12 protein-coding genes are annotated in these 12,583 nt (G+C 46.5%); 6 read left to right on the top strand and 6 right to left on the bottom strand.

The window, feature by feature from the left end:
* The first annotated feature begins 76 nt into the window (after positions 1–76).
* Entirely contained in the window at positions 77–1,606 is a 1,530-nt protein-coding gene (locus BC343_RS24920; protein ID WP_202909860.1) for a sensor histidine kinase, read from the top strand.
* A gap of 4 nt (positions 1,607–1,610) precedes the next feature.
* Positions 1,611–2,291, top strand: a complete 681-nt coding sequence (locus BC343_RS24915) for a LytR/AlgR family response regulator transcription factor (protein ID WP_238381859.1) — start codon at positions 1,611–1,613, stop codon at positions 2,289–2,291.
* Positions 2,292–2,691: 400 nt separating this feature from the next.
* Here the strand turns inward: BC343_RS24915 and BC343_RS24910 are convergent, their stop codons facing one another.
* The 3 genes from BC343_RS24910 to BC343_RS24900 form a co-directional block, all read right to left on the bottom strand.
* Positions 2,692–3,603 (bottom strand): alpha/beta hydrolase, encoded by a 912-nt coding sequence (locus tag BC343_RS24910; RefSeq protein ID WP_078350533.1) that lies wholly within the window; start codon positions 3,601–3,603, stop codon positions 2,692–2,694.
* Positions 3,604–3,808: 205 nt separating this feature from the next.
* A protein-coding gene (gene prfB / locus BC343_RS24905) for a peptide chain release factor 2 (protein WP_143822344.1) occupies positions 3,809–4,901 on the bottom strand; the annotation gives its coding sequence in 2 pieces (ribosomal slippage) (positions 3,809–4,840 and positions 4,842–4,901; 1,092 coding nt in all).
* A 325-nt stretch (positions 4,902–5,226) separates the two neighbouring features.
* Entirely contained in the window at positions 5,227–5,664 is a 438-nt protein-coding gene (locus BC343_RS24900; RefSeq protein ID WP_078350531.1) for a hypothetical protein, read from the bottom strand.
* Between the two features lie 262 nt (positions 5,665–5,926).
* Here BC343_RS24900 and pgi point away from each other — a divergent pair, with 262 nt between their 5' ends.
* A complete protein-coding gene (pgi, locus tag BC343_RS24895; protein WP_078350530.1) occupies positions 5,927–7,573 on the top strand; it encodes a glucose-6-phosphate isomerase in 1,647 nt (548 codons plus the stop codon).
* A 158-nt stretch (positions 7,574–7,731) separates the two neighbouring features.
* Here pgi and BC343_RS24890 read toward each other — a convergent pair whose 3' ends face one another.
* From BC343_RS24890 to BC343_RS24880, 3 genes are read right to left on the bottom strand one after another with little or no spacing between them, the layout of a single operon-like run.
* Positions 7,732–8,103 carry a DUF805 domain-containing protein gene (locus tag BC343_RS24890; RefSeq protein WP_078350529.1) on the bottom strand — a complete coding sequence of 124 codons (372 nt, stop codon included), beginning with the start codon at positions 8,101–8,103 and terminating at the stop codon, positions 7,732–7,734.
* 43 nt (positions 8,104–8,146) lie between these two features.
* Positions 8,147–8,524 (bottom strand): DUF805 domain-containing protein, encoded by a 378-nt coding sequence (locus BC343_RS24885; protein WP_078350528.1) that lies wholly within the window; start codon positions 8,522–8,524, stop codon positions 8,147–8,149.
* 39 nt (positions 8,525–8,563) lie between these two features.
* Positions 8,564–9,136, bottom strand: a complete 573-nt coding sequence (locus BC343_RS24880; RefSeq protein WP_078350527.1) for a dihydrofolate reductase family protein — start codon at positions 9,134–9,136, stop codon at positions 8,564–8,566.
* A gap of 178 nt (positions 9,137–9,314) precedes the next feature.
* Here BC343_RS24880 and BC343_RS24875 point away from each other — a divergent pair, with 178 nt between their 5' ends.
* From BC343_RS24875 to BC343_RS24865, 3 genes are all read left to right on the top strand, one after another.
* Complete coding sequence (locus tag BC343_RS24875) at positions 9,315–10,286, top strand: GlxA family transcriptional regulator (protein WP_078350526.1); 972 nt, start codon at positions 9,315–9,317, stop codon at positions 10,284–10,286.
* Between the two features lie 177 nt (positions 10,287–10,463).
* Positions 10,464–11,339 carry a CPBP family intramembrane glutamic endopeptidase gene (locus BC343_RS24870; protein WP_078350525.1) on the top strand — a complete coding sequence of 292 codons (876 nt, stop codon included), beginning with the start codon at positions 10,464–10,466 and terminating at the stop codon, positions 11,337–11,339.
* A 262-nt stretch (positions 11,340–11,601) separates the two neighbouring features.
* A complete protein-coding gene (locus BC343_RS24865; protein ID WP_078347262.1) occupies positions 11,602–12,567 on the top strand; it encodes an IS110 family RNA-guided transposase in 966 nt (321 codons plus the stop codon).
* Positions 12,568–12,583 lie beyond the last annotated feature (16 nt).

Raw genomic sequence — 12,583 nt, 5'->3', positions numbered from 1 at the left:
ACTATTAGCGGTTTCATCCCATTCTCTTTGCCTGCTTTATTGCCGGGGGTATCTTGCGGCATAATTTAACACCTGCATGATCACTCTTGTAAAAAAACCTATCGACCTAAAGAAGATCGAATATTGGGCATCGGGCACCATCTACGCCTTTATTTTATTGCTGATGCTTACCCGCGTTGCCGGCAGCAACGTAAACCCTGTATGGACACCCTACCGCTACCTTTATAACGAACTTCATCTGCACTACTCCTATTCTAAATACTATTTTTTCCCCATGGTGGCGCGGTACAGCCTGTACTACTTCGCTTTCCTGCTGTGGAATTTTGTGATCATCCCCTCGCTGGTAGAAAGGCGGCGTACCGTGTTGATGATCGTACTGGCGGTGGCACTATTCGGGGCGATATGGCTGTTCTGCGGCATTACCGATACCTGGCTTAAGGGCTATCTGTTTTACAACCACACGCCCGGTTACGTGTACAACATTGTTTTTAAAACCAATTTGATATACGCCATTTGGGTGATGATGATGCTGACGCTGTACAGCGTAATAAAACACGTGGCCAACTACCTGTTGGATAATACCGACCGTATACAATCGGAATATAAGGTGCTCACCCGCGACAGCATCATAGCGCTAATTGTGTGGATGATATTGGTTTTCGGCTTATTACTGAATGATGCCAATATCGATATCATTGCCATGTTCTTCGTTATCCCCCCTATTGCCATTGGCGTGCATGGCTTATCCACTTACAGCCTTATCCCCACTACGCTTGCCGATAACAAACGCTTTTTCACCTATTGGATAAAGGTGCTATTTGTAACGGCTGCGGCATCTATTCCCGCCGGTTTTATTATGGCAATGGCATTGCGCAGGCCCGAGGCTGTTTTTGTTATACTGGGCTTTAATGCCGGGGTGCAACTGATAGCCATAGCGCCTTTCTCGTGGATAACCTACAAACGCCGCATGGCCGGCAAAGCCGAGATACTGAACCTAAAAACCGCGCTGGGTACTTCTACCGCCAGCCTCGATTTCCTGCGCTCGCAAATAAACCCACACTTTTTGTTCAATGCCCTGAATACGCTTTATGGCACAGCCCTGCAAGAGAACGCCGACCGCACCGGCGAAGGCATACAGCGCCTGGGCGACATGATGCGCTTTATGCTGCAGGAGAACGTGCACGATAAGATACTACTCACCCGCGAGATAGATTACCTGAATAACTACATTGCCCTGCAAAAACTGCGCACCCAAACCTCACCCGATATTGTGATAGATACCAATATTGAGGACCATATCCTCGGCTTGCAAATTGCGCCGATGCTGCTGATACCTTTTATTGAAAATGCGTTTAAACACGGCATCAGCCTGCGCGAACCATCGCACATTAAAATAACCCTGCAAACCAAAGATGATAAGCTTTACTTTGATGTGCACAACAGCATACACATACGCCCCGATAACGATCCCGAAAAAGGTAAGAGCGGCATCGGGCTGGAGAATGTGAAACAACGCCTCAAGCTGCTTTATAACAATAAGCATGAACTGATCATCCGCGAAAATGCCAGCGAATTTTTCATACATTTAACCATTAACCTGTCCTGATATTTTGATTACAGCAGTAGCTATAGACGACGAACCTTTGGCCCTTGGGGTGGTGCGCTCCCATGCGGCGAAGGTTCCGTTCGTTGATCTGAAAGCCGAATTTACCGATGCCTTTAAGGCGATGGAGTACCTGCAACACAACCCCATCGACCTGCTTTTCCTGGATATTAAAATGCCCGATATCTCGGGCATCGACTTGCTTACCTGCCTCAACAAAAAACCGCTGGTGATATTCACTACCGCCTACACCGAGCATGCGGTTACCAGTTTTGAACTGGATGCTGTGGACTACCTGCTGAAGCCTTTCTCGCTGGCCCGCTTCACCAAGGCATGCAATAAGGCTTACGAGCTTTACAATTTCCGTAATGTAAAGGAGGATAAAAAGGACTACCTTTTCCTGAAGACAGGCTATGAGCAGGTGAAAGTATTGTTTGATGATATATGCTATCTGGAAGCCACCGGCAACTACGTAAACTTTGAGTTGAAGGACAAACAGGTACTCACCCGCATGACCATCTCCGAAGTAGAAGGCCTGTTACCTGCCGATAAGTTCATCCGCATACACCGCTCGTTTATTGCGGCTGTAAACAAGGTAGAGAAAATAGAGCGGCACCAGTTGGTGGTTAATGGGGCGGTGTTGCCTGTAGGAAGCTCCTATTATCAGAATTTAGGGTTGGTAAAGTAGTAAGCTTCAGCCCCCTAACCCCCTGAAGGGGGAACCGAAGTTTAAGCGCCTTTAACAGGCCAAGTGGCAGCAAAGAGGGTTAACATAACTTAACACATTTCGAAAAATATATTTTACAAAAAACTAACTATCAGCACTTTATAAAATATTCAAGATTAGTTATGTTAACCTAAAATCACACATGATGAGGTCATGTGCTGCCGCGATTTTAGCGAAGCGTAACTCGTGGTAAAGCACGAGTTAAGCTTCCAGCTTAAAGTCGTAAAGGGGCAGCTCAAATTCCCCTCTTGAGAGGGGGCGGGAAGGAAAGAGCGGTGGCTGGGGTGTGTTAGTCCGCTTTGCAATGCCACTAACACACCCCTAACCCCTCTCAAGAGGGGAACCATAGTTTGCGAATACCCTACTTCTTCAACCACTCATTCTGTTCCATCCAGGCTTGTGCCCAATCGAACCATTTCTCTTTGGTGGTAGAGTTTGGCATTCCAAAGCCGTGGCCGCCGGCCTGGAAAAAGTGCATTTCGGTTTTTACTTTGTTTGCCAGTAGTGCTTCGTACATCATCATGGCGTTTTCTATAGGCACTACGGTGTCATCCTCCGCGTGTATTATAAATGCCGGTGGGGTGTTCGGCTTTACCTGTTTTTCGTTGGAGTAAAGGTCTACCAACTCCTGCGATGGGTTTTTACCAATAAGGTTTTCTTTAGAGCCCGAGTGCGTTTTTTCACCGAAAGTGATCACCGGGTATATCAGCATCATAAAATCGGGACGAAGGCTGGTACCTTCTTTATTGTCGATAACCGCTTTCTCGAAATGTGTACCCAGCGTTGACGCCAAGTGCCCGCCGGCCGAGAAGCCAATGATACCAATGCGGTTTGCGTCGATATTCCATTTGGCAGCACCCTGCCTTACAATTTGTACAGCACGCTGTGCATCCTGCAAAGGGCCAATGGTTTTATCAACCATAATACTATCGCTGGGCAGGCGGTATTTTACTAAAAAGGCAGTAACACCAATATTGCTGAAAGCCTTGGCAATATCCATCCCCTCGTGCGCATTGGCCAAACCGACATACCCCCCACCCGGGAAAACAATAATAGCCGAACCATTGGCAGTACCGGCGGCAGGCAGGTAAGGCGTAATGGTAGGCACGCTTACTTTGCTTATCCAGTTAGTGGAGTTGGTTACTTCCTTATACGTGGCCGGCGTAGGCTTGGAGTTTGGTACACCTTTAGGATATAAAGGCATAGTTTTTTCCTGGCTGTGAGCGGCAAAGGTAGCGGTGGTAAGCATGAGGGCGGTTAGAATATTTTTCATTATAGGTTACGACATTGATTTCCGCAAGTTACAAATCCATAAACAAAAAACGACGCTGTTGTGCAGCATCGTTTTTTGTTTTAGTCTAAAAGGTTTGTCATGCTGAGGGACGAAGCATCTATTCGCCGATTTGCATCTCCGCTAATGTATGGCCGCTAACAGATCCTTCGCTTTCGCTCAGGATGACAAAAAAGGGAAGATCCTTTTACCCCTTCGGCCCGCCAAATTCCATCAGGTAGGCCTTCAGGAAATCGTTCAGGTCGCCATCTAATACGGCGGCGGCGTTGGAGGTTTCGTGGTCGGTGCGCAGGTCCTTCACCAGTTTGTATGGATGCAGCACATAATTGCGTATCTGCGAGCCCCATTCGATCTTCTTTTTGCTGCCTTCTACCGCGCTTGATGCCTCGGCACGTTTGCGCATCTCTATCTCATACAACTGCGATTTCAGCAAGCGGATGGCGTTCTCTTTGTTCTGCAATTGCGAACGCGATTCCTGGTTCTTGATGATAATGCCTGATGGCTTGTGGTACAAACGCACCGCAGTTTCTACCTTGTTCACGTTTTGGCCGCCGGCACCACCCGCGCGGAAGGTTTCAAATTCTATATCTGCATCCTTCACCTCTATCTCAATGGTATCATCAACCAATGGGTATACGTACACCGAAGCGAACGAGGTGTGGCGTTTGGCATTGGCATCAAAAGGCGATACGCGCACTAAGCGGTGTACACCATTTTCTCCTTTGAGGTAGCCGTAAGCAAAATCGCCTTCCAGCTGCAGCGTAACGGTTTTTACACCGGCCACATCACCGGCCTGGTAATCCTGCTCGGTTACTTTGTAGCCGTTCTTTTCGCCCCACATAATGTACATACGCATCAGCATACCGGCCCAATCGCAGCTTTCGGTACCGCCCGCACCGGCAGTTATCTGCAATACAGCGTTAAACTGGTCTTCCTCGGCGCTGAGCATGTTTTTAAACTCAAGCTCCTCTACCGTAGTTACAGCAGCATTATATTGCTCCTGCATTTCGGCCTCGGTGGCATCGCCCCCCTGGTAAAACTCAAACAATACGCCCGTATCATCAACTACCGATACTACTTTTTGGAAAGCGTCGGTCCATACTTTTTTTGCTTTGATAGAAGCCAGTACTTTCTCGGCCTCTTTAGGATGGTCCCAAAAATTAGGGCCGAGGGTTATATCTGTTTCTTTTTGCATCGCATCGAGTTTGGTATCGATGTCAAAGATGCCTCCTCAGGGAAGCTGTTCTATCCCTTAGATCCTGGATGTTTTCCTTAGTCATGAAAGCAAAGATAGGGGAAAGTTGGAGAATAATACCCTTATTGCTATAGTTCATTATTTAACCACGGAGGACACAGAGGTTACGCGGAGTTTCGCAGAGAACTTTGCAAACTGGTTAGAGAGCTTATGTGGTGGCTACTTATTTTCTTTGGCGGCTTAGCCCAACTCATGAGTAATTTATCCGTAATATAGGCTCTGTGAACCTCCGTGTAACCACTGCGTACTCTGCGGTAAAAAAACGCTTCGCCATCTCCGATCCTTCCCCCAAAAAAAAGCCCGCATCGACTAAACGACGCAGGCTTAAAAGTATAAGAGTTTTGGTTTTGTTACGCTATTTTAAGCTGGGCTATCAGTAAGCCCATATCGGCAACCTGGCCGCTTATTTTCGACAGGAGCGTAGTTAGTGCAAATTCTTTATTCTGTTCGGTTTTGCTTTGGCGGATGAGTTCCTGCATTACCGGGCGTATTAGTTCGTTGGATATTTGTTTGGCCTGTACCGATGGTATATCGTAGTATTTATCAAGCTTAATGGCAAATTTATTAACGGCACTATTGATAAGCGGATTATCATACACACCCGAAAGCTGAAAATACTTCACCAGGTCTTTTAATTTGCCACTCTCTAACTGCGACTTTATCACCTCGATGATCGAACTCGTCGCATCATTTATTACTGCAGCATGAAACTTTGGAGCAATTAAGGGGTTGTTAATAACAGCCGTCCCGGCGTTATTTTCAACAAGTGAATAGAGTTTTTCAAACATAATGGCAAATTTGTTAGCGTATTGATAATTTAATTACAAAAAACCGTTTTGGTTATCAACCAAACAAATATATTCATAAAAGTTTTACGATTTATGAATTATTTCACATTTATGTTAAAAATATGACAATTTTAATCGTGTAACTCAAACACTAAGTCTAAATTGTCAAAACGACACTAAATCACACGGTTATGCCATAATTTACTTTTTTGTGCGCGCCCCTCAATTTACTTACTACTTTTACCAAAAAATATCCCAATTTATGCTACCTACTACCGATTTTACCGCCACCCAGGCTTACAAGTATTTAGCCGACCATTACATCAACATTGCGCCGAAGCACCTCAAATCGTTTTTCGATAGTGATGCCGCACGTTTCGAAAAATTTTCGCAGCAGTTTGAAGATATACTGGTTGATTACTCGAAGAACCGCATAGACGAAGAAACGCTGGCCTTGCTGATACAATTGGCACGCGAATGCGGTGTAGGCGAAGCCATTAAGGCCATGTTTGCCGGCGAGCGCATCAACGTTACCGAGAACCGCCCTGTTTTGCACGTGGCCCTGCGTAATCGCAGCAACTCGCCAATTTTGGTTGACGGGCAGGATGTAATGCCCGACGTGAACCGCGTACTGGCACAAATGAAAGATTTTAGCGAAGCCATCATCAGTGGCAGCTGGACCGGCTACACCGGCAAAGCCATTACCGATGTGGTGAATATAGGCATAGGCGGCTCGGACCTGGGCCCCGTAATGGTTACCGAAGCGTTAAAGGCTTACAAAAACCACCTTACCCTGCACTTTGTATCTAACGTTGACGGTACACATATTGCCGAAACGCTGAAAACCGTTAACCCGGAAACTACGCTGTTCCTGATAGCCTCAAAAACCTTTACCACGCAGGAAACTATGGGTAACGCCCATACCGCGCGCGATTGGTTTATTGCCGCCGGTGCTAAGGAAGAAGATGTGGCTAAGCATTTTGCCGCACTATCAACCAATAGCGAAGGGGTTTCAAAATTTGGTATCGATACCAAAAACATGTTCGAGTTTTGGGATTGGGTTGGAGGCCGTTACTCGCTTTGGAGCGCCATTGGCCTATCCATAAGCCTGAGCATTGGCTTTGATAATTTTGTAGAACTGCTGGAAGGCGCACATGCTATGGATAACCATTTTCAGTCGACAGAGCTGGAAGAGAACATCCCTGCACTGCTGGCACTGATAGGCGTATGGTATAATAACTTCTTCGAATCGGAAACGCAGGCTATTTTGCCTTACGACCAATACATGCACCGCTTTGCTGCCTATTTCCAACAAGGCGATATGGAAAGCAACGGTAAATACGTTGGCCGCGACGGCAAACCGGTAGACCACTCAACCGGCCCCATCATCTGGGGCGAACCCGGCACCAACGGGCAGCACGCCTTCTATCAACTGATACATCAGGGCACTAAACTGATTCCTTGCGATTTTATAGCACCTGCGCAATCGCACAACCCAATAGGCGAGCACCACCCTATGCTGCTTTCTAACTTCTTCGCACAAACCGAAGCGTTAATGAACGGCAAAACCGAGGAAGTAGTAATTGATGAATTGAAAAAGGCAGGCAAATCAGAAGAAGAAATTGCTAAGATAGCGCCATTTAAAGTTTTTGAGGGCAACCGCCCAACCAACTCTATTTTGGTTAAGAAGATCACCCCGCGCAGCCTGGGTTCGCTGATTGCCATGTACGAGCATAAAATATTTGTACAAGGCATCATCTGGAACATCTACAGCTTTGACCAATGGGGCGTTGAGCTGGGCAAACAATTGGCCGGCAAAATATTACCCGAACTAAAAGGCGACGAGCAAATCACCTCGCACGACGGTTCTACCAACGGGCTGATCAATCAGTATAAAGCCTGGAGGTAAATTCAGTTGGCAGTTTACAGTGGGCGGTTTGCAGTTACAAATGGTAATTGCAAACCGCCCATTTATTTTAACTCCCCCCGACATACTTCCAACTAAGAACGAGCTACCGCGAACTGTATACTGCCTACTGCGAACTGCCCACTGCAAACCGCCAACTGCTAACTGGGATCTTCCGGCCTACGGTAATTATAGGGTTTATCGTAGGCATCGTCCACACCTTGATAGGGCTCCACTTTAGGGTCGCCACCGTATTGGTTGTTGCCCGCCATACCGGGTTGGAATAACAGCCAAAGATTATATAAGGGCACCAACTGCCACCAGCCGCTTTTATTAACATCGTGCATGCGTTTGGTACCCTGCGCAATAGCGAACCACAGCATAGGGACCACCAATATCATGGCTAACGGGCCACCACCGCGGCCTTCGCCCATGCCCCATATAAAATAGTAAACAAACAAGTAGGCAACGCAGCTAACAAAGTATTCGGCACGCCTGATGCGGCCTTTAAACGATAAGGGATTCTTACGCATGGTGGTAATTAGGAGCCCTAATTTACAACATTTTAATACGCAATCAATACTTTGAATTTGTTGGGCCGGTAGGGCCAAAATGATTTTTAGAACCCGGTGGGTTACCCGGGTAAAACGGCCAGTTGTTGCCTTTGGGGTTTTCGCCATAACGGTTGGGCCCGGTTTCGCCATCTGCCAGCAACATCCAAAAAGAATAGAAGGGAATTATTTGGAACCAGCCGCTGTTGCCCAGATCGTGGCAGCGCTTGGCCCCTTGTGCAAGCCTGAACCAAAACAAAGGCAATAGCGCCACCATGTATATATCATGGTTATGCGAGGCCTGTGCTATCACCCATATCAAAATCACGCCGTATATAAGCAGGCTGTAGCCGTACTCTTTCCGCCGGATGCGCCCGAAAAATACAAATGGATTATTGAACATCGCGATATAAAAAGGTTTGCCTAAATTATAAAAAGCCGCTTACTTACGCAAGCAGGTTGTATAGGCCATCAACACTACCCCCGTTTCAAAGGCTTCCTGCCCTACCAACCTTAACTTTTGTGAACCGCCGAACAGTGGTTTGCCGCCATCAACCACTACCGGGTGTACCCACAGGCGGTACTCATCTATCAGCCCGTGTTTATCAAGCGCTTTTACAAGCCTGCCACTGCCATAAACCAAAATATCTTTACCATCGCCCTGCTTCAAGGCCTTTATTTCGCCTGCTAAAGTTTTTTGGGCAAGGCGGCTATTTTGCCAGCGGGTTGTGTGCAACGTTTTAGAGAATACCACCTTGTTGCAGTTGTTCATCATATCAACCAGGTCATCATCGCGGCGCGAGCCAAAAACATTATTTGCTTTGGCCACCCAATAGCTCGCCATGGCCTCGTAGGTTTTCCGCCCGAACAATAGAGTATCCGCCCGGCTAAGCTGCAAGGCGGTGGCACGGGCCATATCTTCGCCCCAAAGGTTGTAATGCCAGTCGAGCTCGCCATTAGGACCCGCCATACAACCGTTAAGGGTGACGTTCATTGATACTATTAGTTTACGCATTATCACTTATTTACATCCTACATATTTAGGGCTTCACAACATCAAAGGTAGGCTATGCCCTTGCCCGGCTCGGGGTGCATACAGGACTTTTTAGGGGCGGTTAGCGACTTTAGCGCCCGCAGCATTTTATTTGTATTGGCCGAGTATGTATCTTTAACCAAACCAATAGCCCTTTAAAATGAAGCATGTATCTATACTGATAACCAACGAAGCCGTTTTAGCCAGCATAGCCGACCCGCGTATTATGTTTACCGGCGTGAACGATTTTTTGGAGGCTGCAGGCAGGCCGCCACTGTTTAAAGTACAACTAATAGGGCTTGATAAAGAGGTGCGCCTGCACAGCGGGTTGTTCTCGGTACATACCGATGCTTTATTGAAAGATGTAACCAAAACCGACCTGGTGATCATCCCCGCTATGGGTGGGGATATGGCAACCGCTATAAAACGTAACGAAGAGTTTTTACCCTGGATAATACAGCAATACCAGCGCGGTGCCGAAGTGGCCAGCCTTTGCATTGGCGCATTTTTGTTGGCTGCTACCGGTTTGCTTGATGGAAAAGAATGCAGCAGCCACTGGCGCTTTGCCGAACTATTCCGGGCTATGTTCCCGAAGGTGACATTGGTTGACGACCGCATTGTTACCGAGCAGCAGGGCCTTTACAGCAGCGGCGGGGCAACATCGTACTGGAACCTGTTGCTTTACCTGGTAGAGAAACACGCAGGGCGTGATATGAGCATTATGGCCTCGAAAATGTTCGCGCTGGAGATAGACCGAAAGAGCCAGTCGCCCTTTATTATGTTTAACGGGCAAAAAACACACGAGGATGAACCCATAAAAAAAGCGCAGGAGTTTATAGAGGCCAATATTGCCGAACGTATTTCGGTAGAACAATTAGCCGATAAATATGCTATTGGCAAGCGCCATTTCGAGCGCCGATTTAAAAAGGCCACCAATAATACGCCGGTAGAATATATTCAGCGCGTAAAAATAGAGGCAGCCAAAAAGCACCTCGAGAGCAGCCGAAAGAACGTTAACGAGGTAATGTACGATGTTGGCTACTCTGATACCAAAGCCTTCCGTACGGTGTTCAAAAAGATAACCGGGCTATCGCCTATAGAGTACCGCAACAAGTATAATAAGGTTGCATAAATAATGCTGCAATACTTGCACAATATTCCTGCTGCCACCTTACAGCGGCTTATTTTGTTATTCCTGCTGGTTTTAGGGTAAACAAATCGTTTGTTAAAAACAACTTATAAACAGATATTTACTGCGAACCTTTATTTAAGTATTTTGTATACTTAAACTAACACACGCATAAATAATTTGAAGGCTTTATTTACCAAATATCCCGTTGCCGGGTTTATTGGGCTCACGTTTCTCATTTCGCTGGGCATGGGTTTCCCTTTAAAGCTTTTTGTGCTGAACCCGGTGTTCTTTGGATCCGAAATCGGGATCAATTATATTTCTAAAATACTCGTAGTTTTCGGCCCGGCCATTGCTGCAGTAACGGTTACAGCAATTACCGGAGGCGGCGAAGGCGTGTTGGCCCTGCTTAAAAAACTAAAACCCGATACCGAGCATATCATTTGGTGGGTAGGCTTACCCTTTGCATGTATGGGCATTACCATAACAGCTTTTGTAATTGGCGGCTTTACGCTGGAACAATTGGTTGTGGCCATGACGGACGTTAGCCCCTTGTTACTGATGGCGCACATTTTTGCATCGATGCTGATGATAGGGCTCGGCGAAGAGATAGGCTGGCGGGGCTGGCTATTACCCAAACTTTCGCATGGGCGGCCAATAGGGCTGGCCACCCTAATGGTTTTTACAACCTGGGCGCTTTGGCACTTCCCTATATTTTTCAGTGGCTACCGTACAGCTATCCCATTTATTGTTATGGTATCGGCGCTATCGGTGTTGTTCACCTGGTTATGGTACCGTACAGATGGTAATCTGTTCGTGATGGTTATTGCACATGCTTCGGTTGATTTCCCTTATGCGTTTTTTGATGAGCGGGTAGGCAAGAAACATTTACCCGAAGTATTGAATGCCTGGATAGCGCTGGCCATTATTTATTTGGTTATTGCCGCAGCTATATACTACGCCACAAAAGAATGGTGGGCAACGGATATCACCGCCAAGCCAGAAGCGCCCGCCGATCCGCTGGAGGATATGGATAAGTCGAATAGTTTTATGTAATTCCCTACACCCTCCTCTCCGATGTCATCCTATGTTTGCTTATAGGAAAAAGTTAAGTGTTTAGAGTAAATTTAAAGTAGAAGAAAAAGGGTAAAGAGAAAGATCACGAGTTGTCATTGGCTGTAGGAAGCCGTTCGAAATGCAGATCACTTTACCCCTTTGCTTACAAGCTTGAACAGTTCATTAGGCCACAAGAGCCTGTATGTAGGATTGATAAGCAGTAAAGCAGGTTCTTCTACAGTATTTATCTCAAAACAAAGTTATGGAAACTCATGCAAATTACATTGGTGTAGACATTTCAAAAGCGTCCTTTGACGTATCAGCCGGCCGACGCCATTATCAGTTCAGCAACGAAACTACAGGCTTCGACGGCTTCTTAAAGCTATTGGATACAGATAGCCATATCGTGATGGAAGCATCCGGCCCATATTATTTAAGGCTTGCTTGCTTCCTGCATACGAAGGGCATTAAGGTAAGTGTGGTAAATCCTTTGGTGATTCGCCGCTACAGCCAAATGCGTATGTCCCGGGCTAAAACAGATAAGAAAGACGCACTCCTGATCGCAGAGTATGGTGCCATGGCTAAGCCGGAGCAATGGGCCCCACCACAGCAGCATGTGGTAGAATTACAGCAAACAGAAGCCATTTTATCAGGATTGAGCAAGCAGCATACTGTGTTAAGCAACCAGCTTGAAAGCTTTACAGCTACAGGAATGATGCAAAAAGCACTGAGGCAGACGATACAAAAAGAGCTATGCCACCTTAAACAACTTATATCACGGCTTTCAGCTAACATGGAAAAGATCGTTCTTGAACATTATGGGCAAATGCTATCAGGACTGAAAAGCATACCTGGCATTGGCAAAAAAACAGCGATAATGCTCATCCTGGTAAGCGGTGGTTTCGAGCGTTTCGGCGATTGCAGTAAATTAAGCTCTTACATTGGGACATGCCCGCGCCTGTTCGAATCGGGCAGCAGTGTAAAAGGCAGGCCAAGAATATGTAAAATGGGCATGTCTGCGATCAGGGCCTCATTGTATGTATGCTCATGGAGCGCAAAACGCTGCAATAAAGCCTGCCGGGAGCTTTATGAACGCTTGCTGGCAAAAGGAAAAGCCAAAAAAGTTGCTTTGATCGCAGTCGTAAATAAGTTGCTAAAGCAAGCTTTTGCAATAGCTAAAACTAACTCAACATATCAGGAAAATTATTCAAATATTATTTGCTTTTAAACACAGTTCATTTCGA

Source organism: Mucilaginibacter pedocola (genome assembly GCF_002013915.1).
GTDB classification, from domain to species: Bacteria; Bacteroidota; Bacteroidia; order Sphingobacteriales; family Sphingobacteriaceae; genus Mucilaginibacter; species Mucilaginibacter pedocola.
Note: the sequence above shows the minus strand (reverse complement) of the source record. Positions and strands in the feature narration are given on the sequence as shown.

Bases quoted from the DNA above. Each gene is read 5' to 3' on its own strand.
- BC343_RS24920 (WP_202909860.1), top strand. From the start codon at position 77: ATGATCACTCTTGTAAAAAAACCTATCGACCTAAAGAAGATCGAATAT.
- BC343_RS24910 (WP_078350533.1), bottom strand. From the start codon at position 3,603: ATGAAAAATATTCTAACCGCCCTCATGCTTACCACCGCTACCTTTGCC.
- BC343_RS24900 (WP_078350531.1), bottom strand. From the start codon at position 5,664: ATGTTTGAAAAACTCTATTCACTTGTTGAAAATAACGCCGGGACGGCT.
- pgi (WP_078350530.1), top strand. From the start codon at position 5,927: ATGCTACCTACTACCGATTTTACCGCCACCCAGGCTTACAAGTATTTA.
- BC343_RS24890 (WP_078350529.1), bottom strand. From the start codon at position 8,103: ATGCGTAAGAATCCCTTATCGTTTAAAGGCCGCATCAGGCGTGCCGAA.
- BC343_RS24885 (WP_078350528.1), bottom strand. From the start codon at position 8,524: ATGTTCAATAATCCATTTGTATTTTTCGGGCGCATCCGGCGGAAAGAG.
- BC343_RS24880 (WP_078350527.1), bottom strand. From the start codon at position 9,136: ATGCGTAAACTAATAGTATCAATGAACGTCACCCTTAACGGTTGTATG.
- BC343_RS24875 (WP_078350526.1), top strand. From the start codon at position 9,315: ATGAAGCATGTATCTATACTGATAACCAACGAAGCCGTTTTAGCCAGC.
- BC343_RS24865 (WP_078347262.1), top strand. From the start codon at position 11,602: ATGGAAACTCATGCAAATTACATTGGTGTAGACATTTCAAAAGCGTCC.